Consider the following 24885-nt stretch of genomic DNA (forward strand, 5'->3'; position numbering starts at 1 on the left):
GCGAGCCTCTATTGAAGCTCGCTTTTTTCTTGTTACATGCCAAGTTTGGGTACCTAGGTCATAGTGACATATTCTTCACCAGACGTAGGGTGAATTGCGACGCAGGCATCAAAATCAGCTTTGGTTGCGCCCATTTTAATGGCGACGGCAAACCCTTGAAGGATTTCATCCATACCATGACCAATTCCGTGTAATCCTACGACTTTTTCATCGTCTCCAGCACAAATTAGCTTCATCTTTGTCATTTGGCGATGTTGCGTCACTGCTGTGTACATTGCGGCAAAACTCGAAGAGTAAACTTTGACATTGTCTTCACCGAACGTGTCATTCGCTTCAGGCTCTGTCATACCAATTGTACCAATGGGCGGGTGGCTGAATACAACAGTCGGGATCAATGAGTAGTCCATATGCGCGTCGGTTTGGTTGTTGAACAAACGCTCGCTCAACAAACGTCCTGCTTTTACTGCAACAGGTGTCAGTTCGGCTTCGCCGGTAATATCGCCGACCGCATAAATGCCAGAAGCAGTGGTGTTTTGGTATTTGTCTACTTTGATAGTTCCAAACGGCAAACGCTCAACGTCGGTATTTTCCAGCCCAATATTGTCCGTTGCAGGCGAACGACCAACTGCCCAAATTAGGCAATCTGCTTCCAAAGTCGCATCGCCTTTCAAGGTAATCTTTAAGCTGCCATCAGCTTGCTTTTCAACATGAGTGATTTCATTGTGCGTATGCAATGTTGGGCCTGATTCGGCCATCATCTCAACGATTGTTTCATGAATAATGGGATCGAAGTTTCGCAATGGCGCGTGGCGTCTCACAATTAAATGAGTCTCACTGCCCAAACTATGCATAACACCAGCTAGTTCGACACCAATATAGCCAGCGCCTACCACCACAACACGCTTAGGCTGTTCTTGTAGAGCGAAGAAACCGTCAGAGTCGATACCTAATTCGGCGCCTGGGATATTTGGAATAACTGGGCGTCCACCGGTCGCAATAGTGATATGCGGGGCTGTATAACGCTCGCCGTTAACCTCAATGGTGTTGTTGTCGATAAACTTAGCAAAGCCTTCGATAACAGTGATACCGTTGTTACTGAGCACACGGTCATACGAGGCGTGAATGCGAGAAATATAGTTTTGGCGGCTTTCTACTAATTTTTCCCAACTGAAATCGTTGAGCGTGACATCGAAGCCATAATCTGCAGAGTAATGGTTGATGGCTTCTGCGACTTGAGCACCGAACCACATTGCTTTTTTCGGCACACAGCCCACGTTAACACAGGTACCACCCATTGCCTTTGCTTCAACTAAGGCGACTTTTTTGCCGTGTTTTGCGGCGCGGTTTGCAGAAGCGATGCCGCCACTACCACCACCAATACAGATGTAATCAAAAGTTTGCATAAGATACTCACGCTATATATGAAATCACTATGTAGATAGTGTTGCACGAAAGAAAATTTCATACAAAGCGTGAATCGTGTTTTTTCGCGGCTGTACCCATCAAGGGTCAGCCGTTTTGTTCCTCAATGACTTCACCGTCTGTTTCAGAAGGTGCTTTCACCGCTATTTTTAAAAACAACGAGTGGTCTTCTTCATATTGCTTCAGTTTCGCAATCGTGGCGTCATTGAAAACGTGGTCCTCTGGCAATAACAGAATGTGGTTGTCGTTGTACAAGTTATTCCCTAATACCATACCTGGTTGCAATTCTTTGGTTGAAATAACGTTATCCATCAAGACCGGTAACGCGACTTCATCGGTATCCAATAACACATCTAATATGTTGCCATCATAGCGAGTATTTCTGTGTTTCTTCATGTACGCACGAGCATCCATCGCGTTCATCTTTTTACCGGTCAGCCGGCCCGATACTAACCGCCAGTAGTCTCTTGCCACTGCTACTAACCGGGAACCAAATGGAATCTCAGGTCCTTCCTTTTTGTACAGCCCAGACCCATTAACATGTTCGTACTGAAATTCGATAATTTCAGCTACTTCATGCAAGTGTTCAGATGGCGCTAAGATAAGCGCAGCTTGTTTGGTTTGAGACAAGTAAGTCGATTGTTGTTCGAATGTCATCTGTTCAAACGGTGTGTCGTAATCTTCTGGCGATAAACCCAGTAGGCCAATTTCGCAGATCATTGCAGCATACTGGGCGCGTTTGATTTCGGCTTTATCAACGTGAAGTTTTCTCGCCAACAACCCTGTTAAATCGCTGACCTCGATAGCAAACTTACCATCGATGCTCGGGTTGATACTAACGACATTAAACAGGACTTTCTCTAACGCTTGATTCTTTGCCTCGATTTTCGCCAAAGCCGCTCTGATTTGCTTCGTCCGCTTCACGACAACAGTTTCTAGATCCTGATTTACCTCTTTTAACAAATGATTTTGTTTTTGAGTCAGCAACTGTAGTCTCTGGTTATCAAGCTTGAGCTTTACCCGTTCAAATCCCTCAGAAATTGAGTCGGCCAATTCACGGTTGTCCCAAGGTTTTTGCATAAAGCGATGTATCTTGCCTTGGTTTACCGCTTGAATCGTTGTGTCGAAATCTGAATGGCCCGTCAATACGATTCTAAACGTGTCGGGATATAATTCCGCGACCTGCTCAAGCAATTGAGCCCCGGACATGTTGGGCATTTTCATGTCTGACACCACAACGTGTACCGTATTTTCTTTTAGAATCTCAAGTGCTTCTGCGCCGCTTTCAGCAAACAACATGTTCAACTTCATTTTGTACATCGCGCGCTTTAGCGCTTTCAAAATGTTTGGTTCATCATCAACAAACAAAATAGTCAGTTGAGTTTGATCCTCTGATGCGATGTGCTTACCCATTAGAACTCCCAGCCTACGACGTTTAGCAGCAGTCATTATTAATCTCCTCTAGTATTACTGGTAGCTATTGCAATTCGCAAGCCAACCTAAAGGAATAAATTAACTTTATGTTTTTATTAGTTTTTCAACTTATCTCTAATAGAGCATATCTGAAAAATACAAAAAAGCTGCTGCACAACTCGCATTTTGCAAACTATTTTGCGATCAATAAAACACCGTTCCTTGTTTTTGTTAGCGCCCATCCCTACATTCATTCTAGAACAATGTAAAAAGACGAGTGACAAATGAGTATCACACCTATTGAACAAGTGAACGACCTTCCCCTGTTTTCATCCATCACACCAGAGCAAATCCAGCCCGCAATCGAAAAAGCGATTGACGCCTGCAAAGCCACTATTGAAGCGGTGGTTGCATCTGGTGATATCTCTTACGCCAACGTTGTAGAACGGATTGAGGAAGTTGACGATGCCCTAGGTAAGATGTGGTCACCGGTTTCGCATATGAATTCGGTAGTAAGCAGTGATGAACTTCGTGAAGCCCACGATGCGTGCTTACCACTTCTGTCCGAGTTTGGTACTTGGGTAGGGCAACACGAGGGGCTTTGCAAAGCGTATCAAGCACTGCGCGATGGTGAAGAGTTCGCTGTGCTCAGTGAAGCTCAACAAAAACACGTTACCAATACATTGCGCGATTTTACCCTATCTGGCGTGTCACTGAGCGAGGAAAAGAAACAGCAGTATGCTGAGATTCAGGCTAAGCTCAGCGAATTATCGTCTACATTTAGCAACCATTTAATGGATGCCACTATGGGCTGGCATAAGGTGGTAACCGATGAAAGCGAGCTCAAAGGCTTGCCAGAATCTGCCCTTGCCGCCGCCGCTCAAGCTGCTAGGCAAAAAGACATTCAAGGCTGGCTTTTCACACTCGACATCCCCAGTTATTTGCCAGTAATGATGTACGCAGAGAATCGTTCTCTTCGCGAGGAAATGTATGTTGCTTATGTTACGCGTGCGTCGGATCAAGGTCCACTAGCGGGTAAGTTTGACAATACTGAAGTCATTGATGAAACCTTAGCGTTACGCGCTAGATTAGCCAAGCTACTCGGGTTTGAAAACTACAGCGAGAAGTCCTTGGCCACCAAAATGGCCAACTCCACACAACAAGTCATTAGCTTCCTAGAAGACCTTGCTGCTCGCTCAAAACCGCAAGCGGAAAAAGAGCTTGAAGAAGTGCGTACCTACGCCGCACAAACTCACGGTGTCACGACGTTAGAAGCTTGGGATATCCCGTTTTACAGTGAAAAGCTAAAGCAAGAGAAATATGCGATTTCTGACGAGCTATTGCGTCCTTATTTCCCAGAAGAAAAAGTCGTATCAGGATTGTTTGAAGTCGTTCGTCGTTTGTATGGTTTACAGATAACTGAACGAGAAGGTGTTGACACTTGGCATAGCGACGTTCGTTATTTTGAGATCAACGATGCGGATGGTGAATTGCGTGGTAGCTTTTACCTCGACTTGTACGCCAGAGCGAAAAAGCGCGGCGGAGCGTGGATGGATGAATGCCGCGTGCGTCGAGTTAAGCAAGATGGCGAGCTACAGTCTCCGGTTGCTTATTTAACGTGTAATTTTAATGGCCCTGTGGACGGTAAACCGGCGTTGTTTACTCATGACGAAGTCGTGACCTTGTTCCATGAATTTGGCCATGGCATTCACCATATGCTGACGAAAGTATCCGTTGCTGGCGTATCAGGAATCAATGGTGTGCCTTGGGACGCCGTCGAACTTCCGAGCCAATTTCTTGAAAACTGGTGTTGGGAAGAAGAAGCACTTGGCTTCATTTCTGGACACTATGAAACAGGCGAGCCGCTACCTAAAGACTTGCTGGATAAAATGCTTGCCGCCCGTGACTATCAGTCTGCGATGCAGATGGTACGTCAGTTAGAATTTTCACTTTTCGACTTTAAGTTGCATCAGCAAGCTGAAGGTCAAGCTGATGTTCAAGGAACATTAAATGCTGTGCGTGAAGACGTGGCGGTTTTAACGCCTCCAGCCTTTAACCGATTCCAACACAGTTTCGGTCATATATTTGCTGGTGGTTATGCGGCGGGATATTACAGTTACAAATGGGCAGAAGTCTTATCTGCAGACGCCTACAGTAAATTTGAAGAAGACGGCATTTTTAATGCTCAAACTGGCCAATCTTTCTTGAACAATATTCTTGAAATGGGGGGAAGCCGAGAACCAATGGAACTGTTCGTGGCCTTCAGAGGACGTGAGCCACAGGTCGATGCCTTACTTCGCCATAGTGGGATTCGAGGATGAGGCTAGAATCATTCGATGCCATCTACCACAGAGCGGCAGAGCGCAAAGGGGGAGAGAGCATACTTAACACTATGATCTCTGCGCCTTTAGAAACGCAAGAGATTGCATCACTTCCCGATGACAGAGTGCTTTCCGCCTTTACGAAAAAGGTCTTTCAATCGGGGTTCGTATGGCGAGTCATTGAACAAAAATGGCCAGATTTTGAGGAAGTGTTTTTCGGTTTCGACGTAGAAAAAGTTCTGTTGATGCCAGATGAAATGCTCGAACAGAAATCGACAGATAAACGTATAGTTCGCAATTACAAAAAGGTGATGACGGTCAGGGACAATGCTTTGATGCTGAGTGATATCGCCCGTAGCCACGGTAGTTTTGGCGCTTTCGCCAATACATATAGCGCTGACAACATCATTGAGTTATGGGCGTATCTGAAAAAACACGGCGCCCGATTAGGTGGAAATACCGGGCCTTATGCACTTCGTACCTTGGGCATTGATACTTTCTTATTGAGCCGAGATGTAGAAGGGTATTTTCGGCAACATGACTTGATCAGTGGAAGTGCGACGTCAAAACGCAGTTTAACCGCGATTAACGCGGCATTTATCGAGTGGCAAAAGCAGAGTGATTGGTCGCTCCAGAGCTTGAGCCAATTAGTGTCGCTCAGTTGCGGCGATAACTATCGCTTAGGTGAGTAAAAGTTGTAGGCAGAGAGTGTGGGCTCTCTGCCATTGGCTTTTTACTCAATATCACCAACACTAAATTCTCCTACCGCGATGCGTAAGGTAGAATCCCCAATAAGGTCAAACTCAAATCCGGCCAACGCTCGGTATCCGGTTTCCCACCCTGACACCGAAACGTCAGCACTGTCGTAATCTCCATAGACTTTGCCTACTCCAAGTTGCAAGAATGGTCTCGCAGAGTCTGAAAATCCAGTGTAAACCAAAGCACTGTCGGCCCATATGCCGATGTTTTCAAGGTCGCTGCCAGCTGCCATTGTTGAATTTGACTGAGCGAATACGTCGGTAAAAGCGTAGCTCACAGACATAGCGCTATCGAAGCGCCATTCCTCATCCAGCTGCCATTGCTTGCTTAAACCTAAAGAAAGTTGAGTGACGATATTACTGTCGTATCCCACATTGGCTGGCACAGCGAGTGAATCTCCGTTATCCAAGCTAATGCCCAATTCAAATTGCAGGGGATCTTGTGTTGCATGAGCACTGGTCGCTAGTACAAGCGTTAGCCAATACAAAAAGTTCAGTTTCTTCATGGTTTTATTCCTTGTCGTTGGGTTCATAGCGGAGGATGTCTCCGGGTTCGCACTGAAGCGCTATGCATATGGCGTCGAGGGTCGAAAAGCGAATCGCTTTGGCTTTTCCCGTTTTCAGTACAGATAAATTTTGTGGCGTGATACCCACGTGTTCAGCAAGATCATTCAGGCGCATTTTTCGTCGCGCAAGCATGACATCTAAATCGACAATAATGGCCATCAGACAGTCAACTCCTGCTCTTCTTGCAGCGTTTTTGCTTCGTGCATGATGCGTCCTGCAACGGATAACATGATGCCCAAAACTATCAGACGAAAGTCATCGCTACCCAAGCCAATATTGATTTCGCCATGCTCTAACAAGCCCAGCATCTTGCAGATAAAAATCAGCAAGGGCCCATAAACAAAATTAACGATGGGCCACAAAATAAAGAGTCTGCCTGTTAGACGAATTTTCTGAATTGCGGAGATCGCGAATATTTCCCCTTTTTGGTAACAAGAGAAGAGCTGAAACAAAGACCAATAAATGAATATGTAGAGCACCACTTGCGGCAACGACAGCCAAAACAAGCCATTCATTCCGGCTTGACTGAGTTGAGTAATCTCAGAGGTGAAGGCATCAAGTTTGTAGTCAGTGAAAAGGGTAATACTGGCGGTCGCACTGTCGTCTTGTGAGGTGGGCAGTGAGTTTTGCGTAAAAATAGCGATAGTCCAAACGGCGAAATGCAATGCGGCACCCGTCACTATGGCCCATTTAATCAGTCGGCTGTAAAACGAAATCTTTTCCATAAACTGCACATGAGGAATGAAATTGTGAAGTTATCCTAACAATAAAATAATTCTAATCAATGTTTTTTTAATGTTTTACGGTAAAATTATATCGTTTTTATATTATTCAGTTTGCACGCGAGACAATTTTACTTGCGGTCTGAAAATAGCATTGGTGGCTTCTCGATTGAAATCGCGCGCAACATGGGCAAGGGCGTGATTAAGCATTGGTATTGCTCGGGTTATTCGGTAAACTGCATGCTCTTGAATAGTCGACCACACATAGGTATTTCATGAGCGATAGCGATACGCCTTCAATGCAACAAGATGCGGCAAACACAGGGGCAAGCTCCACATTTGGAGATGACCAGCAAACACACTTTGGCTTTCAAACTGTCGATAAGTCAAAAAAAGCATCTATGGTTGCCGGTGTATTCGACTCTGTCGCAGCAAAATACGACATCATGAATGACGTTATGTCGATGGGAATTCACCGCTTGTGGAAGCGCTTTACAATCGACTGCAGTGGCGTCCGCTCTGGTCACAATGTATTAGATTTAGCTGGTGGCACTGGCGATTTAACCGCAAAATTTTCTCGTTTAGTCGGCAGCACTGGCTCTGTAACGTTAGCTGATATCAATGCGTCTATGATTAAAGTCGGCAGAGAAAAGCTTCGCGGTCGCGGTCTAGTGAACAATATTCAGTATGTGCAAGCGAATGCGGAAGCTTTGCCGTTTCCAGACAATACCTTTGATGTGGTCACAATGGCGTTTGGGCTGCGCAATGTTACTGATAAAGACAAAGCGCTCGCGTCAATTTACCGCGTGCTAAAGCCTGGTGGACGTTTGTTAGTGTTGGAGTTTTCGAAGCCGACATTGGAGCCGGTGAGCAAAGCGTACGATATGTATTCGTTTCATATTCTCCCAACGATGGGCCAGCTGGTTGCCAATGATCGTGAGAGCTACCAATATTTGGCTGAGTCGATTCGCATGCACCCCGACCAAGAAACATTAAAAGGGATGTTCGAGACTGCGGGTTTTGAGCAATGCGACTATAAAAACCTAACCGGCGGTATTGTGGCTTTACACAGAGGGTATAAGTTTTAATGCCCACCTCAGCATTGGTGACGGGGCTACTTGAAACCAGCTTAAACAAGTTGGTGTCGCTCGACCCGAAAGGCAGAGAGAAAATGGTGGCATTAACCGACTGCCGTTTATCTGTATTTCTGCAGGGCACACCCATTCAATTGAGTCTATTTTTTTCAGCCAATCACATCGATGTGTTGGCCGAGTTGCAAGACTTCGATGCATTGATTTCAGATCTGGCCCCTAACCATTGTGTGATAAAAACGAGTGTCGACGTTTTACCACTGTTGCGTGATTCCAGCCAACTGACGGCGCTGATTCGGCAAGGCAAATTGGCTGTGGAAGGCGAGCTATCTGTCGCTCAACACGTCAGCGAATTGGCCCAGTCCATTGACATTGATTGGGAAGAGGAGTTTGCTAAAAAAACCTCAGACGTATTTGCACATCAAACCTTTAGCTTGGCTAAACAGGCTGTTAGCCATGGTGCACAGACCCTTGGCAGAATACAAACAATGCTCGCCAATGGCGCGCTAGAAGAGAAGCCTATTGCTGCACACAAGCTCGCCGTCATCCATTTTAATGACCAAGTTGCGACGCTACGTGATGACGTAGCACGTTTTGAAGCTAGGCTCGCCAAACTAGAAGAGAATTAATACACCTTATGCGTATAGGTCGCCTCTATTTCATTAATAAAGTTCTGCTTCAACACGGCTTGGATGATTTGATTCCAGCGAAGTGGCTACCTTGGTACGCAAAGCTGGCAAGACGAGGCATATTCTGGATTCGCAACCAACATAAAGGCGAATCTGAAGGGCGCCGCCTGACATTGGCGCTACAGACATTAGGTCCAGTGTTTATCAAGTTCGGGCAAATGCTTTCGACTCGCAGAGATCTATTGCCACCAGAAATTGCCGACGAACTGGCATCCTTGCAAGATAAAGTTCCGCCATTTGACAGTGACCTAGCACAGGAAATTGTAAAAAAAGCACTGGGTGTCCGTGCATTAGAGGAGCTGTTTAGCGAGTTTACGCCAACGCCGATGGCATCGGCGTCGATTGCACAGGTACACGCCGCACGATTGAAAGCAGGCGACAAAGACGTCGTCGTAAAGGTACTTAGGCCTAACATCAAAAATACGATTCAAGCTGATATGGACTTGATGTTTACCATCGCCAAAGTGTTGCAAAAATGGTTGCCAGATGGCAAACGCCTGCGCCCAGTGGAAGTGGTAAACGAATACCAAAAGACGATTTTTGACGAGTTAGACTTAAAACGCGAGTCGGCTAATGGCATTCAATTACGCCGCAATTTCGATACATCAGACGCCTTATATGTACCTGAAATCTATGGTGATCACTGTACTAGTAATGTACTGGTGATGGAACGTGTTTACGGTATCCCAGTAGCCAATGTCGAAGCGCTACTTGTGCAAAACACCAATATGAAAAAGTTGGCGGAACGCGGTGTAGAAGTGTTCTTCACGCAAGTCTTTCGAGATAGCTTTTTTCATGCGGATATGCACCCGGGCAATATTTTTGTTTCGAGAGAAAACCCTCACGATCCCAAATACATTGCGATAGATTTTGGCATTGTGGGTACGCTGAATCGCGAAGATAAACGCTATCTGGCGGAAAACTTCATAGCGTTTTTTAATCGCGATTACCGCAAAGTTGCGCAATTACATGCTGACTCGGGCTGGGTACCAGCAGATACTAATATCGATGAGTTTGAAGTTGCGATTCGTACCGTATGTGAGCCTATTTTTCAAAAACCTCTGGCCGAAATTAGCTTTGGTAACGTGCTTCTTCAGTTATTCAATACAGCAAGGCGCTTTAATATGGTGGTACAACCGCAACTTGTACTGCTACAAAAAACGCTTTTGTACGTTGAGGGGCTTGGCCGCCAGCTTTATCCACAACTTGATTTATGGCAAACGGCGAAGCCGTTTTTAGAAAACTGGATGAAAGAGCAGATTGGTATTCCTGCGATGCTGGGCAAGATTAAGAGTAATTTCCCATTCTGGTCCGAGAAATTGCCTGACATGCCGGACCTCATTCACGATTCATTGCAGCAGCTAAAACACTTTCCATATCAGCAAAAGTTACTACAGCAAGAATTGATCGAAAGACAAAAGCAAAACCAACGGGCAACACATTTGAGCATCGTTGGCGCGACGTTTGTCATTCTCAGTGGCATTATCCCGTCATATGATCTGCATTGGATCCTGCCAATATGCAGTGCCACGGTAGGTCTCGGTTGCTGGTTTTGGGCGTGGCGAAAAGGCCTGGATCAGTAGTTGTCAAACCGATTTTGCTTCTGGATCATGAATTTTTTGTGATCTGGGCCAATAATCGAACGGAATTTGTATCAATTCACTGAACAACTGGTATAGTGGTCATGTCTTTAGGTAGGCATGACTAATTTGTATTTGCTTGATGCTAAACTTCTCAAGTAATTCTGTGATTTGCTGCAGACGTTTGCCCACTCGTCATAGTGAAATCTCAAATAACTCATTCTGCTTAAAGTGTTAGTGTGCATATTGCACGAAATTTAGTGATATTTGAGGTTTACATGTCTAAAGTTACAGGCACAGTTAAATGGTTTAACGCTGATAAAGGTTATGGATTTCTAACTCAAGACAACGGCGGCAAGGACGTGTTCGTACACTTCCGTGCGATCGTTTCTGACGGTTACAAAACATTGCCTGAAGGCCAAAGAGTTGAATTTGACGTAGAAGAAGGCCAAAAAGGTCTACAAGCGGCAAACGTTCAAGCTATCTAATAGCACAAAAAACGGCACCCTTATGGGTGCCGTTTTTTTATGTCTCAATTTTAGTATGACGGCATTTTGGTGAAGTCATATTTGCAAAGTACAACTGATATTCATCCCAGTTTTCTAACTTGGATCTGTCTCGTTTGGCCCCTCTTTTTTGCATTCTTTCTCTAATCGCTTCTTCATCCGCTGTTAACCAATAAATTTCAACATCGCACTGGAATGTTGCCATGAGCTCTTCTTTCCACAGCTTTTGTTGAAGCTCTTGTGTGAAAGGGCCAGTAATGACGACATTGTTGTGCGTTAAGTTAGCTTTCGCTGTAGCAAACAAACTCTCGTAAATGGGTTGACGGAAGTGGGCCTTAAATACCTTGCTATCTCTGTCGTCCGCAGACATGTTAGCCAGCTTCAATGCCGCGCGAACAATTGGCTCACTAACAATATCGATATCAATAAACGTAGCGTTTTGACGTTGGGCGAGCGTCATTCCCCACGTTGTCTTACCAACGGCCGGCTGGCCTGTGACGATAGATAAAGTATGGTTAGGCATGACTAAGGCTCTTCTGATTACATTCGTTAATAGTTTTACTATGAACGATCCTGTACTCTAAGGTATCTAATAAGCATAGAATTCAAAACAAGGAGATCGTTCTGTATGCGTTTGTTATCTCTAGTTTGGTTGCTTGCCATTTTTTCATTATCAGTTGAGGGCAAGGAAACGCCCGCTGCTGTCATTTACGGCAAACCAATCAGCTATCAAGCTATCACGCCAAATAGCGAAGAGTTAGAAGAAATGGGTTTAGTGAGACAAATGCCCAAATATCGGTTTTATCTAGCACAAGTTAGAACTGGGCGACTCATCAAGACTTTGCTAGACGAAGCAACGGCTAAATTCGCTTCCGAACGAGGCATCGAAAAAGGCAAAGACAAGGCGTTGATCGAGAGTGTGATTAATACCTTTTACCCCGAAGAAGAGACAATTTCCGAGGAGCAACAAATGAATGCCGAAGAAATTGTCTATCGCTGGCAAATTGACAAAGCCTTGTATGAAGAGTTCGGTGGGACCGTGGTGTTTCAACAATCAAACCCTGTTGCCCCAATTGAATCGTATCGATTGTTGCTTCAGCGCGAGCTCAACGGCGGTGCGTTAGAGCTGGTTGATGAACAACTAGCTACCATGGTTTGGGAAAGCATGGGTCCTCCTTATCGTTTGGTGGTTGAACCTGAAAACGTCAAGTTCGATACACCTTGGTGGCAAAGTACTCAGTAAGCTTTATCACTCAAATTTATAGATTTATATTGTTTGCATGCAAATTAATTACTGTCTAGTATACTAATTATGCGGCGGTAAATGAGTGTGTAGTTTTTGTTGTTCTGGCTATAGCTTTGGGTGACCACGTAGTCGCAAGTGAATACTACAAGAGGTGAATAGCGATGAACAAATGCAAACGATATTGGTTGATGGGAGCGTTGGTAGCACTTTTCAGTTCCTTGGCATTGGCCGAAGAAAAAGTTGAATTTACCGCAGCGGATTTCAAATGTTTAACCCAAATGACGCCTGTTAGAGGGTTTTTCGTAGATAATTTACTCGGCAACCTTGAAGAGACGATTAAAGCGGCAGAAGCGGAAGAGGGCATCGTTTATCCGGTAGGCTCTGTTGTTCAGCTTGTGCCTTCCGAAGTCATGGTAAAACGAGAAGCAGGTTTTAATAGTATTACTAAAGACTGGGAGTTTGTTGAGCTTAAAGTCTCCGAGCAAGGTAGTGAAATCAACGTTAGGGGAGCGTTTGAGGTCGTCAACAAGTTTGGTGGTAACTGTTTTGCGTGTCACGCTAAAGCCAAGCCTGAGTTTGATATGATTTGTGAACAGGATCACGGTTGTGATCCGATCACACTACCCAATGGCCATGTGTTGACTCAAGAAATGATCAAGGGTGTTCAGCAATCTGACCCGAGATGCGGTGTGAGTACGGCGGCGTTGTTCGAATAGTGTTATATGCATCAAAGGAGCAGCACGCTCCTTTGTTCCGCAACCGCTGTTATTGATTGGCGTTTAGTTCGCGAATTCTATTCGGTTTCTGCCCTGTTTTTTGGCGCGATATAAGGCTTCATCTGCTTGGGTGTACAAACTTTCAAAGGTCGAGTTAGCCATTTGGACAGCACAGCCAATGGATGCAGTTAAATGAATTACGTTACCGCTGCAATGTACTGGCGTGTTCTCTATATTAGCCCGCAGTCGCTCTGCTACTACTTTGGCAAGCTCAGCATCAGTTTGACCTAAATAAATCGCAAATTCCTCTCCACCCAAGCGGCCGATAATGTCGTATTCCCTTAACGTACGAATTAACGTACTAGCAATAGATTTGAGCACAGTATCGCCAGAAAAGTGGCCATAGGTATCATTGATAGATTTGAACCGATCGAGATCGATAAGCATCATAGTCGATGGTTCACACTTACGCTGGCACCTAGCCAGCTCTTTGGTGGCTGAGTCGACAAAGCTACGACGGTTCGCTAGTTGCGTGAGTTCATCTGTCAGGGCCAACTGTGACAGTTCATCTATTGATGTTTTGAGTTGACCCTCAATCACTTTTTGCGAGGTAATGTCTTTGGTTTGCACCAACATTTCGCCCGTCTCGAGAATTTGTTCAGAGAACAACATCCAACGGCCATCGACAAGGTCGACTTCAAAAATCCGAAACTCCCTTTGCCTGCGCACGCTCTCGACATATGTAAGCCAAGCATTTAAGTCATCGGATTCAATGTTGATACCGCGCTTTTCTTCAAAGGCGACTTTTACCATATCGGTAAAATGTACTTTCCCTTGCTGTTCCCCTTTCAGACAAAAGATATCGGCAAAGGCCTGGTTGGCATAAAGAAGCACATCTTCTTTACTAAAAATGGCATAGCCGTCGCGACTAGAACAGATAAAATCTTCAAATAATTGAATGATTGCCGCGTCATTTTTAGGCATAAAAAGCAGATCACGCTGATGATTTGTCTCTTGAGTATAGTACATCGCGACTACATACTGCTTGATATGCCAAAGCAGGCGTTATGCGAACAAGGCTGTGGAAAAATAACGCTCAGCACCGTCGGCTAAAATCACCACAATACGTTTTCCTTCCCACTCTGGTTTCTGAGCTAGTTGAATGGCTGCCTTCATCGTGGCACCTGAAGAAATACCTACCGCGAGGCCTTCAACACGCGCTAATTCTCGTGCCATTTCAACCGCGTCTTCGTCTTCAATACAGATAATTTGGTCAAGTAAATCGGTCGCTAGCACATCAGGAACGTGGCCTGAGCTAAGCCCCTGAATGTTGTGTACGCCACTCCTGCCTTCGGTTAATACCGGACAGCTAGCAGGCTCTACCGCAATGACGCTGAGGTTATCGACTCTGTTCTTCAGCCCTTTGGCTAAGCCTGTGATAGTACCCCCAGTGCCAACACCGGCGATAACAGCGTCAAGTTCGCCTTGAGTATCGCGGTAAATTTCGTGTGCGGTGGAGTCGATGTGTGCAGTGGGATTGGCACCATTGCCAAACTGATTTAAAGAAACTGCGCCTGGCGTAGCCTCGACAAGTGCCGCAGCTCTATCAATCGCCCCTTTCGTGCCTAACGTCTTTGGTGTGGTTATCACATTTGCGCCATAGTGTTTAATCAGCTGTTGGCGTTCAATACTCATATGCTCTGGGATCACGATTGTCAATGGAATGTGGTACATCGCACACAACCAGGCACAGGCGACTCCATTGTTACCTGATGATGCCTCGATAATCTGAGTATCTTTGTTAAAGCTTTTATCCGCCATCAACGCTTGCAGCATTGCGAACGCAGGCCTGTCTTTGATCGATCCTGCTGGATTAAAAAACTCAACTTTAGCAACGATATCCGCCTTGCAATTATACTGCTTCGCCAGCCTCGATAATCTGACAAGCGGGGTGTTTCCAATGGTTTGAGTGATGTCATCGTAAATATTTACGCTGTTTTTGTCGGTTAGCACATCGGTTGATAACACATCTTGTTGAAAAGCTTGGTCTAACATAATCACTCCCACATTTTTGGCGGCGTTTAATTTTGAACGTGATCTATTATCTATCGTGCTTTTGGTGTAAAAATGCTAAATAGTTGCATGGGAATAAATGTTCTTGCAGTATTATTCTAAATTTTATTTTTAATGAGAATTTTATGCTAGATAAATTGGATAAGGCGATTTTGTCAATATTGCAAAGTGATGCTGACGTGCCAGTGGCAGAAATCGCGGAACGAGTAGGTTTAACCTCCACACCTTGTTGGAGGCGGATTCAAAAGCTTCAGGAACAAGGCGTAATTACTAAGCGAGTGGCACTACTTGACCAGAGTAAATTGAATCTCGGAATGACAGTGATAGTACAGGTAAAAGCGGCAAAGCATGATGGTAAATGGTTAGACAACTTTGCATTGCATGCTTCATCTTTCGAGGAAGTCGTTGAATTTTACCGAATGTCTGGAGAGTACGATTATATGCTCAAAGTCATGGTTCAAGATATGCAGGCGTTTGATCATTTCTATAAACGTTTAGTTAACGGTATTAATTTGGGTGACGTCACTTCTAGTTTTGCGATGGAACAAATAAAGTACGATACGGCTTTGCCTTTAAGCCACATTTAGGTAAGAGTTAACCCACCCTACAAAACACAACAATAGGTTACCTATGTCTTCAGTGCCTTTACCCATTTGGGATGACCTTTTATTACTCAACGACCAACTTGATGAAGCATCTCGTATGCTTAAAGATGCAGCTCATGAGTTTTGCCAATCCACATTGATGCCGACGATTTTAGCGGCGAATCGCAATCAATACTTTGACCCGAATCTTATGCGAGCATTTGGAGAAATGGGGTTGTTGGGAGCGACTATTCAAGGCTTCGGTTGTGCGGGGGCCAGCTACGTGGGTTACGGTCTGATCGCGCGAGAGGTTGAGCGGGTAGACAGTGGCTATCGCAGCGCAATGAGTGTGCAGTCGTCCTTGGTAATGCATCCCATTTATACGTTTGGTAGTGAAGAGCAAAAAGAACGGTTTTTACCAAAGCTCGCCACAGGAGAATGGATTGGTTGTTTTGGTTTAACCGAACCTGATGCGGGTTCCGATCCGGCTTCGATGAAAACGCGTGCCGAAAAAGTTGAGGGGGGCTATCGCCTTACGGGCAGTAAAATGTGGATTACCAACGCTCCTATTGCCGATGTAATGGTAGTGTGGGCAAAGAACCAAGAGGAAGATGGTGCGATTACTGGTTTTGTCCTAGAAAAGGGAATGAAGGGGCTAAGCTGTCCTGAAATCAAAAACAAGTTGTCATTGCGAGCGTCAATAACGGGCGAAATAGTGATGGATAACGTGTTTGTACCTGATCACAATGTGCTACCCAAAGTCAGAGGATTAAAAGGCCCTTTCAGCTGCTTAAACATGGCGCGATACGGTATTTCTTGGGGCGCATTGGGCGCCGCTGAATTTTGCTGGCATGGTGCTCGGCAATATGGGCTCGACCGGAAACAATTTGGTAAGCCGCTCGCGCAGACTCAATTGTTTCAGACCAAACTTGCAAACATGCAGACTGAAATTACCCTAGGCCTACAGGCGTCATTGCGAGTGGGCCAATTGATTGATGAAGGTAAAGTGGACCCTGCAATGATCTCGTTGGTCAAACGCAATAACTGTGGCAAAGCGTTAGCGATCGCTCGTGATGCCAGAGACATGCATGGCGGAAATGGCATCAGTGATGAGTTTCATGTGATGCGCCACCTTATGAACTTGGAAACCGTGAATACTTATGAAGGTACTTACGACATTCATGGTTTGATTCTGGGCCGAGCGCAAACAGGTCTGCAAGCATTTTTCTAAGCGTCGACACGAAAAAGCAGCCGAAAGGCTGCTTTTTATTGCGGTCACTCAGTAGTAACTGAGCTTTTCTGCCTTACCCCAAAATATGCGATAAACCATAACGGTGTAAGCCAATATACAGGGAATGACGACCAAGGCCCCTGCGAGTAAGAAGGTGAGGGACGATGGTGCAGCAAGTGCGTCATCAATTTTCAAAACACCTGGAATAACATAGGGGTAATAACTGATCCCTAATCCAGCGAAGCACAGGGTAAACACCAATAACGCAATCAGAAAGGGGAGCCACTCGCCTTGTCCAGCCGCTTTGGGTAAACGGGTAAGGATGAGATTGCATAGCACTAATAATCCAAAACACGTTACCGGAATTGCTGCAAGCAACAACCCAGAGGGTGCGCTGAACCATAGCTGCATAACAAAATCGTGAAGTGCAACATTGGCCACACTCACGGCTGCAATCCCAGCAGAGAGAATGTAAACACCGAGTTTCGCCCATTTATAAGCCAGTTGTTGTAAGTCGTCAGACGTTTTCAAAATGAGCCAGCACGCTCCAATAAATAGGTATGCGGCGGTAACACCAAAGGCAGCCATGACGCCAAACAGATGGGCATACCAAGAGTTATCCAATCCAGTGACATACATTCCCAACATATAACCTTGAGCTAGGGTTGTGAGTAGCGAACCATACTTAAACGCGTTATCCCATAATTGCTTGCGAACGGGTTTGACCTTGGCTCTAAAATCAAAGGCTACGCCTCGAATGATCAAGCCAAGTAACATTAGAGAAGCGGGGATATAAAGTGCTTGCAACACCATACTGTGCGCAGTTGGAAAAGCGATTAGCAATAAACCAACGGCCAGCACGAGCCAGGTTTCATTCGCGTCCCAAAAAGGGCCGATTGAAGCAATCATGGTATCTCGGTGTTGCTCGTTATCCATTGGCAGCAATATGCCTACACCCAAATCGTAACCGTCGAGTATGCCGTAAACCAAAACGGCAAGGCCAAACAATCCAAGGTATATCTGTGCCAATGTATGGGCAGAAAATTCGAACATAATGATTACGCCTCCTGCTCTTTGAGTTGCTGCGCGTTGTATTTAAACATGGCCTGTTCTTGAGGAGAGATCTCCTCGACATAAACAGACTTTCGGCACAGGCGGAATAGCGTCCTGATGTAAACCACCAATAGGACAGCATAAACCGTTAAGTACATAAAAAAGCTGAACGCTACATTTGCACTTGGAATACTGGTAACGGCATCGGCCGTGCTCAGTACGCCGCTGACCAGGTAGGGTTGACGACCTACCTCAGTTACGTACCAGCCAGCCAACGTGGCGACCCAACCACTGAAAGTCATCCCGATAAAGCCTTTCATCAACCAATCAGGCAGCGCTTTGTTGCGTACCAAGAAAAGGCTACCTAGCCACGCCACCGCTAGCATCAACATGCCCAGGCCAACCATGATTCGAAAACTAAAAAAGACAGGCGCCACTGGTGGGTGTTCACCTTCAAACTCGTTCAACCCTTTGAGTTCACCATCTAATTTGTGCGTCAGGATCATTGCTGCACCATGTGGGACTTCAATCGCGAATTTGTTGGTTTTTGTTTCCTCATCCGGGATAGCAAAAAGTACAAGCGGCGCGCCTTTTTCGGTGTGCCAAAGCCCTTCCATCGCTGCGACCTTTTGTGGCTGATGCTCTAATGTATTTAGCCCGTGTAGGTCACCCGCAAATATTTGCAGGGGTATGAGCACTGCTGCGGTATACACTGCGGTTTTAAAAGCAATGGTTGGCGCTTTTTTATCATCGCCTTTTAAGATGCGATAGGCGGATAAACCAGCAATCAGAAAGCTTGCAGTTAGGCCACTAGCCAGCAGCATATGTACGAGGCGGTAAGGAAACGACGGATTGAAAATAATCGCCATCCAATCGGTTGGGTAGGCTACGCCATCGATCATTTCAAAACCTTGCGGTGTTTGCATCCAGCTGTTGAGTGACAATATCCAAAATGCCGAAACCGTGGTACCGAAAGCCACAACAAAAGAGGCGGTAGTGTGCAACCAATTGGGCACGCGTTTAAGGCCAAACAGCATGATACCGAGGAAGGTGGCCTCAAGGAAAAACGCCGTCAGCACTTCGTAGCCGAGCAAAGGCCCAGCGATATTACCGACTTTTTCCATGAAGCCTGGCCAGTTTGTGCCGAACTGAAAGGACATGGTGACACCACTGACTACGCCAAGGGCAAATGTTAACGCAAAAACCTTCACCCAAAACCGATAGATACGCATCCAAACAGGGTGGCCAGATAAATCTGATCTCAGCTTGAAGTAAAACAAGAACCACCCCAATGCGATCGTGATCGTGGGAAACAGAATATGAAAGCTAATATTGAGAGCGAATTGCAGCCGAGACAACAAGAGTACATCCATTAGCATCTCCTAAGCTTTTTTACTGGGCATGAATTTTTCTTTCATGTCGAGTACCTTGCCTACTCCTGAACCCAGTTTCATTAGGGTGTTTAGCTTATCAGGCCCAAGGTTTTGCAACTCTTGAGACCAGCTGGTAACCGCTTCGAGTAGGTCGTGAATTTCCGTTAATGTATTTTGGGCCTGCTCTTCCTGTGTATTGGCAGGAGAATCAAGTAGCAAATCACGCAGCAGGCTTAACGTCGGGTCGATTTCACGTTTACGGCGCTCTTCGAAAACTCGAATAGCAAGAGTCCAGATATCGCCTGCGGGTATAAAATAGTCTTTGCGATCACCTGGGACAAAATGGGACTTTACCAATCGCCAGGCCTGAAGCTCTTTCAAGCCCATACTGACGTTGCCCCGAGAGATATTGAGTGAATCTGCTATTTCTTGGGCACTAACCGGTTCCTCACTCAAAACGATCAGCGCCAACATTTGACCGACTGTACGATTGAAGCCCCAACGGCTACCCATTTCACCAAAGTGCATCACCGCGGATGTGATTAAAGGAGTCATTTTCATTTTACTGACCATAATGAAGTTTCAGAAATTACTGAAACTTTAAATGTAAGCTTGACTCAGATCAAGTTTTTTCGTGATGATTTGTGGAATCTCAGTTGTTTTGACAAGTCTTCTGTAAATCTCACTTGTAGTGATAGCGATCGCATTGGACCTATATAGATTTTGAGATAGATGAGTCGATGAATTTGAAAGGCAGCAATATACGTAAAGCGGATATTCTCAAACTAAAGCAAGGCTCAATGTTTTGGGATGGACAGCGGTCGCTCAACGCTAATTATAATCACCGCCTAATTGAAAGCTTAGTCCTTCCTATCTAACGGGCTTGTGTAGCCCGAAGAATGCATGTCAAAAATCCCCCCGGATTAAGAGCCTGCGCACTAGCTATTCGCCATCAAGTTTTCGATAATATACGAAGCTTGGTTTGACAGTTAACCTGGGCGTCATATTCAATTTGGGTAACATGCAACTGGGGTATTTATAAAATACTCGCCACATACTATGAGGCCTACAACACATACAAGCGCATGTTGTCGCTGCTATCGCGGTTGGGATAACCTACACAACGTTTCGGTCGGCCCTAAAAGTGGGCGTTAGCTGCTATGTTTAACTTCAGGGATGTTTTATGAAAAAGCTTTTATTTATTCTTTGTTTTGCTACCTATGCAGCTGCAGCTCAAACTCTTTTTCCTTCTGAGCACGACACACCTGCAGGTCAAGCTGAATTAAATTCGTTTCTTGTGTTCTGTGAAGATGATTGCTTTTTTACTATGTTTTTAGACGTTAAACGTTTGGACTTTGAGTCTTCGAATGAGTCTGGTGCTATGTATCGGGTATGGAACGAAAAAAGAGATAAGTTTATTTTGTTTGGTATCGATGCGAACAAGACTGAAAACGAACCTCAAATTACCATCGTATCTTCTAAAGATGGAAAGAAGCATATTCTTGGAACGTCAAAATTGGGGGAGTTTGAAGGTTTTAGATTTGAATGGAAAAAAGGTGCTTTTGAATTAAAAAACCTGAGGCGCGTTCCCTATGAAAGCTATTCAAGGATAGAAGAGAGTGGATTAGGATTTAAAGGAGATTTGGACTTTAAGCCGCATTCTATCGAATACCTATTTTTAGGAGCCAAACTTACCCAGTTTGTAGACGCGACTTCTCAAAATATTAACCCTGAATGGAAAAAGATTGGTAGTAGCTAACAAACAAAGTCAGCGGGACGTTTACTCGCTCGCGTTGCTCCCTGGGACAAATACCCATTGGCGGCTTCGCGATTATCGCCAATAAGCATTTGCCGCTTATTGGGAAGTTAAGTCAATGAGAATTCGGTGTAAGCAAGGATGAACTTTCAAAACCTTATAATAGAAGATACGAATGAATCAGCTACTGAAGAACAGCTTTTAGCACTTCAAACAGAGTTGGGTTGCAAAATTCCTGATGATTACAAGGAATTTTTACTTAGCTGTAATGGCGGGTACTTGGAATATGATCTGCTTGTTGAATTTGAAGATGGCAATAAGGAATGGATGTCATATTCATCTCTTTACACGCTTAAAATCTCTAATGATTGGGAATCTAATCCCTTCGAATTGCTACAAGAGCAGAAAAAGGAAGGGTTTCCTGACAAAGGCGTACTTCCTATTGCTACGGATGGGGGCGGTAGCACCCTCTATATAGACCTTAGAGATGGCTATAAGATCGTAGCATTTGTTGAAGGGATGCCGGGTTGGACTGGCCTTAGGCAAGAAAATTCGATTGTAGTCGTTGCGGAGTCTTTCTACGACTACTTGAGCAAATTAACGTTATCGGATGAAACCATCGAGTACCATATAAGTAACTTTGAAGTTAACGAGTCTAGCGTTTTAGCCACATTAGAGTGGTTCGATTCAGTTCGCAAGGACTGGTGCAGTGTGTTCAAAGAAGAATGGAACTCAAGAGTGTCATTCATGCAAGTGTAAAGGTTTAACAAGTTGTCAATTGGATGTCTAACGGCGAGAAATGGCAAGGCGTTAGGGGCATTGAGAATTCATCTGTGATTTCGAGTAAATTTGATAGGAATGAAAATCCTGACTGGGATACTGACGCACTGCTTGGCGTTCTTGACGGTGTATTTGAAAAACTGCACTAAAAGCTACATAACAAGTCAATGCAGAAATGGACTTTTAAAAGCCTCTGATTGAGGCGTTAAGCGACAAAGAGGTAGTTATGAAATTTGCGGTAGTTTTAGGTAGCTCGAGAAGCGATGGTAATACTTCACAACTCTCTCAATACATATCAGAGAGGCTAGACTCCGAATTCATAGATTTAAATCAGTACAATATCTCGGCCTTCGATTATAAACATCGGAATATAGACGATGATTTTGCCAGTCTAATTGAATCACTTGTTCAGTATTCCCATATCATTTTTGCTACACCTGTTTATTGGTATTCAATGTCTTCACAGATGAAAGTCTTCTTCGATAGGTTTACGGATTTATTAACTGTTCATAGAGACTTAGGGCGTAAACTGCGCGGACTTAAATGTTCTGTTATCTCTACAGGCACTGACGACGCCTTGCCAGATTGTTTTTTGGCGCAGTTTAAACAAACCTTTGCGTACTTAGGTATGGATCTTGTTGGTTTTCATTATTCACCCTGCCCAGAAAAGTTCTCCTTAAGTGCCAGCAAAGACAAAATCGAGGGTTTTATTCACAGTGTCGCGTAAAAAACTAATAAATAAACTCGCTCCGCTCGCTGGGGCGCCTACTCGCTGGGGTTTGGTTGTTTTTACAGCAAGTGTTCGCTACTTACTGGGGCGTTTCATGTCAATATTGAGCTCATATGTTTGAATGGGAAATTGAATCGAAGCCTCTAACTTACGGGAGCAGTGTTATTTTCGTTCTTCTGTTTCGATGGTTGTTTAAACCTAAAGGTTATCGCAAACTGGTCACGCATCGCCTTTTTAAAAAAAATGACAAAATCTATTACCAAAGGGACAAAGTAACCTGCTGGATAATCGAGCTGACTAGGTTTTCTCATTTAGAAATGCAACAAGAAAATGGTAATCAGTTAAACGATGCTTATGAGATTTTAGTGCACACAAAAGACAAGGATATCTATTATATCGAGTGCACATTAATGGGTAAGGAGCTAGATAAAATGAAATATTCCATAAGTGAAGAATGGAGTAATGAATAACGAAACGTTTTGGCCGCACCCCGCATTTAGGGTTGCTGGGACAAAAACATAATACGGCTTTGGGAGTTAGTTACTACAGGCATGCTTACCTTTATCAATAAACACTGGGCGTGGGTTCTCTCTGGCTTTGTAGTGTTAATAATACTGCTTAATTATAAGGCGCCTCCAGAGCCAAAAGCGTCTGATTTTCCAAAGGTTAATATTCGGACTCCAATAGCGTATCAGGTTGTACCCTGCGGTCGGTATTGTGAAGACTTTATAAGTTTCAATTATCAAGATAGAACTTTTGAATTTTCTCAGTCAAATCCATACTACTCTCGATTTGAGAAAGCGTTAGATAAAAAAGGCTTTCTCACACTTTGGTTTGATGAAAAAAACGACAATGAAATCTATCAATTCTCATTCAATAGAAAAGTCATAGGCCCTTTTGAAAAATTACATTCGATAAGTAATTTTGATAGTACAGTATTGTTGCTGTTTCCGATCGTAATGTTAGTTTTGGCTTCGTTGAAAGCGAGTAGCGCTCGTATTACCTGACAAGGCAATCAAGTGAGAGCTATTAAAGTTTGGTTCGGTTCCATGCGACTAAAAAGTATAGGTAAATTTTGATAAGCCCTGTATTAGGAAGGTATGCGCTACGTATTACATGGACAAGCTAAGTGCTTAAACTAATTCTTATCGCGATATTGGCAACGGGTTTAAATGCATTTATTGTAGAAGTGCTTTGCAGGCTTCAAATTCGTCACATAACGAAACAAAGAAGCATGTCGAATTTGATTACGCACTATATATTGATGCTGCCGTTTTTAACAGGGATGGCGCTTTTCGTATTTATTTTGAAACACGAAACAAACAACTTAGACTTTCCGACAGTCACAAAGTCGTTTATTCAACTCATATTGGTCTTACTGTATTTATCACCGGTAATTTATATCTTTGATTGGCGCTATCCCGGTTTGACAACCAAAATGGAAAACTGGAGACAAGGCGTGTCTGACTAAATGGTCACTACTAGTATGGCGGCATAAGTTACATACGATATTTGTATATGTCCCAAGAACTACTGAGAAACTCATACACCTTCTCATCGACTTAATATGTGCATCGATTCTCTTTAACTTTACAAAAAGGATTGTTGTTTCGGCCATATTTTTCCTCTAACAAGGCATTAAGTGAATAAAGCTCGCCAGTTAATTCAGACCGATAATGTAATTCCTTGATATTGCCTGCATCAAAAAAGACGTACAAATAACGAAACCTTTCCACATCGGAGTTTACAACGCTATCAATAAGCATCTTGGTAACTTGTTCTTGATTAAACCGTTCTCGGGAAATAAACCCACCCAAGGCTTTTAAGGTTTGTAAATAGTACTCCCTCTCCTCAATGGACAAGGCATCATTGTTTAAAGCGTTTGAGAAATATTCAAATACATGAATACCCGTTACAGATTCAACATCATCTAAAATCGCTACTCGCCAATAGATCATTGAGAATTGAAAATATTGAAATGTATTTTTACCATGTTGCGAGTCTATTTGAGTGTGTATTTTCGTTGGCAGGAGCAGATAGCAAAATAATACAAAAATAGCGAGTAGACGTATTTTTTTCATCACATTTCCTTAGCCAATAACAACGCCAATTTCACTTTCATTAGTAGCTTGCTAGCGTGCTTTACTCGATATCCGAGTTCACTTTATGAGTAGCAAAATATAGCGCTATACAAAGGAGAATAGCCCTGCCCACTATTTCATACTTTGCTTGGAAAGCGTGTTTCCAGCCCCAAGACAGGTGACCTGCGTATTC

The 24885-nt window shown here is 44.2% G+C and carries 27 protein-coding genes; 15 read left to right on the plus strand and 12 right to left on the minus strand.

Annotated elements, in window-relative coordinates:
- Window positions 1-53 precede the first annotated feature (53 nt).
- On the minus strand, window positions 54-1403 hold the full coding sequence (gorA, locus tag AC27G9_RS15345; protein WP_487075348.1) for a glutathione-disulfide reductase: 1350 nt from the start codon (window positions 1401-1403) through the stop codon (window positions 54-56).
- A gap of 106 nt (window positions 1404-1509) precedes the next feature.
- Complete coding sequence (gene nosR, locus AC27G9_RS15350; protein ID WP_487075349.1) at window positions 1510-2871, minus strand: response regulator c-di-GMP phosphodiesterase, NosR family; 1362 nt, start codon at window positions 2869-2871, stop codon at window positions 1510-1512.
- A gap of 248 nt (window positions 2872-3119) precedes the next feature.
- Here nosR and prlC point away from each other — a divergent pair, with 248 nt between their 5' ends.
- Complete coding sequence (gene prlC / locus AC27G9_RS15355) at window positions 3120-5156, plus strand: oligopeptidase A (protein ID WP_487075350.1); 2037 nt, start codon at window positions 3120-3122, stop codon at window positions 5154-5156.
- A complete protein-coding gene (locus AC27G9_RS15360; protein WP_487075351.1) occupies window positions 5153-5848 on the plus strand; it encodes a DNA-3-methyladenine glycosylase I in 696 nt (231 codons plus the stop codon). The genes prlC and AC27G9_RS15360 overlap by 4 nt, the downstream gene beginning before the upstream one ends.
- 41 nt (window positions 5849-5889) lie before the next feature.
- Here the strand turns inward: AC27G9_RS15360 and AC27G9_RS15365 are convergent, their stop codons facing one another.
- From AC27G9_RS15365 to AC27G9_RS15375, 3 genes are read right to left on the minus strand one after another with little or no spacing between them, the layout of a single operon-like run.
- Complete coding sequence (locus tag AC27G9_RS15365; protein ID WP_487075352.1) at window positions 5890-6420, minus strand: outer membrane beta-barrel protein; 531 nt, start codon at window positions 6418-6420, stop codon at window positions 5890-5892.
- Between the two features lie 4 nt (window positions 6421-6424).
- Window positions 6425-6640, minus strand: a complete 216-nt coding sequence (locus tag AC27G9_RS15370) for a helix-turn-helix domain-containing protein (protein WP_487075353.1) — start codon at window positions 6638-6640, stop codon at window positions 6425-6427.
- Window positions 6640-7206, minus strand: a complete 567-nt coding sequence (locus AC27G9_RS15375; protein ID WP_487075354.1) for a DUF2975 domain-containing protein — start codon at window positions 7204-7206, stop codon at window positions 6640-6642. Before AC27G9_RS15375 ends, AC27G9_RS15370 begins: the two co-directional genes overlap by 1 nt.
- Window positions 7207-7478: 272 nt before the next feature.
- On the opposite strand from AC27G9_RS15375, the gene ubiE reads away from it, so the two are divergent.
- The 4 genes from ubiE (at window position 7479) to cspE (ending at window position 11051) form a co-directional block, all read left to right on the plus strand.
- Window positions 7479-8291 (plus strand): bifunctional demethylmenaquinone methyltransferase/2-methoxy-6-polyprenyl-1,4-benzoquinol methylase UbiE, encoded by an 813-nt coding sequence (gene ubiE / locus AC27G9_RS15380; protein ID WP_487075355.1) that lies wholly within the window; start codon window positions 7479-7481, stop codon window positions 8289-8291.
- Window positions 8291-8923 (plus strand): ubiquinone biosynthesis accessory factor UbiJ, encoded by a 633-nt coding sequence (locus AC27G9_RS15385; RefSeq protein WP_487075356.1) that lies wholly within the window; start codon window positions 8291-8293, stop codon window positions 8921-8923. The genes ubiE and AC27G9_RS15385 overlap by 1 nt, the downstream gene beginning before the upstream one ends.
- Window positions 8924-8931: 8 nt before the next feature.
- The gene (ubiB, locus tag AC27G9_RS15390; RefSeq protein ID WP_487075357.1) at window positions 8932-10566 is read left to right on the plus strand and encodes a ubiquinone biosynthesis regulatory protein kinase UbiB; all 1635 of its coding nucleotides are present in this window, start codon (window positions 8932-8934) and stop codon (window positions 10564-10566) included.
- A gap of 275 nt (window positions 10567-10841) precedes the next feature.
- On the plus strand, window positions 10842-11051 hold the full coding sequence (gene cspE / locus AC27G9_RS15395; RefSeq protein WP_487075358.1) for a transcription antiterminator/RNA stability regulator CspE: 210 nt from the start codon (window positions 10842-10844) through the stop codon (window positions 11049-11051).
- A 37-nt stretch (window positions 11052-11088) separates the two neighbouring features.
- Here cspE and AC27G9_RS15400 read toward each other — a convergent pair whose 3' ends face one another.
- Window positions 11089-11592, minus strand: coding sequence for a P-loop nucleotide/nucleoside kinase family protein (locus tag AC27G9_RS15400; RefSeq protein ID WP_487075359.1), 504 nt, complete (start codon window positions 11590-11592; stop codon window positions 11089-11091).
- Window positions 11593-11697: 105 nt separating this feature from the next.
- On the opposite strand from AC27G9_RS15400, the gene AC27G9_RS15405 reads away from it, so the two are divergent.
- Both AC27G9_RS15405 and AC27G9_RS15410 read left to right on the plus strand, forming a co-directional pair.
- A complete protein-coding gene (locus AC27G9_RS15405; RefSeq protein WP_487075360.1) occupies window positions 11698-12312 on the plus strand; it encodes a hypothetical protein in 615 nt (204 codons plus the stop codon).
- Window positions 12313-12476: 164 nt separating this feature from the next.
- The gene (locus AC27G9_RS15410; RefSeq protein WP_487075361.1) at window positions 12477-13031 is read left to right on the plus strand and encodes a hypothetical protein; all 555 of its coding nucleotides are present in this window, start codon (window positions 12477-12479) and stop codon (window positions 13029-13031) included.
- 63 nt (window positions 13032-13094) lie between these two features.
- Here AC27G9_RS15410 and AC27G9_RS15415 read toward each other — a convergent pair whose 3' ends face one another.
- Both AC27G9_RS15415 and cysK read right to left on the minus strand, forming a co-directional pair.
- A complete protein-coding gene (locus tag AC27G9_RS15415; RefSeq protein WP_487075362.1) occupies window positions 13095-14015 on the minus strand; it encodes a GGDEF domain-containing protein in 921 nt (306 codons plus the stop codon).
- Between the two features lie 81 nt (window positions 14016-14096).
- On the minus strand, window positions 14097-15086 hold the full coding sequence (gene cysK / locus AC27G9_RS15420; RefSeq protein ID WP_487075363.1) for a cysteine synthase A: 990 nt from the start codon (window positions 15084-15086) through the stop codon (window positions 14097-14099).
- 143 nt (window positions 15087-15229) lie between these two features.
- Between cysK and AC27G9_RS15425 the strand changes: the two genes are divergently transcribed.
- Window positions 15230-15691: an Lrp/AsnC family transcriptional regulator gene (locus AC27G9_RS15425; protein ID WP_487075364.1), complete on the plus strand. Its 462-nt coding sequence runs from the start codon at window positions 15230-15232 to the stop codon at window positions 15689-15691.
- Between the two features lie 43 nt (window positions 15692-15734).
- On the plus strand, window positions 15735-16919 hold the full coding sequence (locus tag AC27G9_RS15430; RefSeq protein ID WP_487075365.1) for an acyl-CoA dehydrogenase: 1185 nt from the start codon (window positions 15735-15737) through the stop codon (window positions 16917-16919).
- Window positions 16920-16967: 48 nt separating this feature from the next.
- Here AC27G9_RS15430 and AC27G9_RS15435 read toward each other — a convergent pair whose 3' ends face one another.
- Genes AC27G9_RS15435 through AC27G9_RS15445 form a run of 3 tightly spaced genes read right to left on the minus strand, consistent with a single transcriptional unit; the run spans window position 16968 to window position 19906 of the window.
- Complete coding sequence (locus AC27G9_RS15435; protein ID WP_487075366.1) at window positions 16968-17972, minus strand: cytochrome d ubiquinol oxidase subunit II; 1005 nt, start codon at window positions 17970-17972, stop codon at window positions 16968-16970.
- Between the two features lie 5 nt (window positions 17973-17977).
- Window positions 17978-19345, minus strand: a complete 1368-nt coding sequence (locus AC27G9_RS15440; RefSeq protein WP_487075367.1) for a cytochrome ubiquinol oxidase subunit I — start codon at window positions 19343-19345, stop codon at window positions 17978-17980.
- Window positions 19346-19354: 9 nt separating this feature from the next.
- Window positions 19355-19906 carry a GbsR/MarR family transcriptional regulator gene (locus AC27G9_RS15445; RefSeq protein ID WP_487075368.1) on the minus strand — a complete coding sequence of 184 codons (552 nt, stop codon included), beginning with the start codon at window positions 19904-19906 and terminating at the stop codon, window positions 19355-19357.
- Window positions 19907-20528: 622 nt separating this feature from the next.
- Between AC27G9_RS15445 and AC27G9_RS15450 the strand changes: the two genes are divergently transcribed.
- The 5 genes from AC27G9_RS15450 (at window position 20529) to AC27G9_RS15470 (ending at window position 24082) form a co-directional block, all read left to right on the plus strand.
- Window positions 20529-21104 carry a hypothetical protein gene (locus tag AC27G9_RS15450; RefSeq protein WP_487075369.1) on the plus strand — a complete coding sequence of 192 codons (576 nt, stop codon included), beginning with the start codon at window positions 20529-20531 and terminating at the stop codon, window positions 21102-21104.
- A 138-nt stretch (window positions 21105-21242) separates the two neighbouring features.
- Window positions 21243-21860: an SMI1/KNR4 family protein gene (locus AC27G9_RS15455; protein ID WP_487075370.1), complete on the plus strand. Its 618-nt coding sequence runs from the start codon at window positions 21243-21245 to the stop codon at window positions 21858-21860.
- Between the two features lie 23 nt (window positions 21861-21883).
- Entirely contained in the window at window positions 21884-22030 is a 147-nt protein-coding gene (locus tag AC27G9_RS15460; protein ID WP_487075371.1) for a hypothetical protein, read from the plus strand.
- A 77-nt stretch (window positions 22031-22107) separates the two neighbouring features.
- On the plus strand, window positions 22108-22608 hold the full coding sequence (locus AC27G9_RS15465) for a flavodoxin family protein (RefSeq protein WP_487075372.1): 501 nt from the start codon (window positions 22108-22110) through the stop codon (window positions 22606-22608).
- Between the two features lie 1132 nt (window positions 22609-23740).
- Window positions 23741-24082 carry a hypothetical protein gene (locus tag AC27G9_RS15470; protein ID WP_487075373.1) on the plus strand — a complete coding sequence of 114 codons (342 nt, stop codon included), beginning with the start codon at window positions 23741-23743 and terminating at the stop codon, window positions 24080-24082.
- A gap of 91 nt (window positions 24083-24173) precedes the next feature.
- Here AC27G9_RS15470 and AC27G9_RS15475 read toward each other — a convergent pair whose 3' ends face one another.
- On the minus strand, window positions 24174-24692 hold the full coding sequence (locus AC27G9_RS15475; protein WP_487075374.1) for a hypothetical protein: 519 nt from the start codon (window positions 24690-24692) through the stop codon (window positions 24174-24176).
- Window positions 24693-24885: the final 193 nt, after the last annotated feature.

It is taken from the genome of Alteromonas sp. 5NS40-0096, assembly GCF_057544385.1.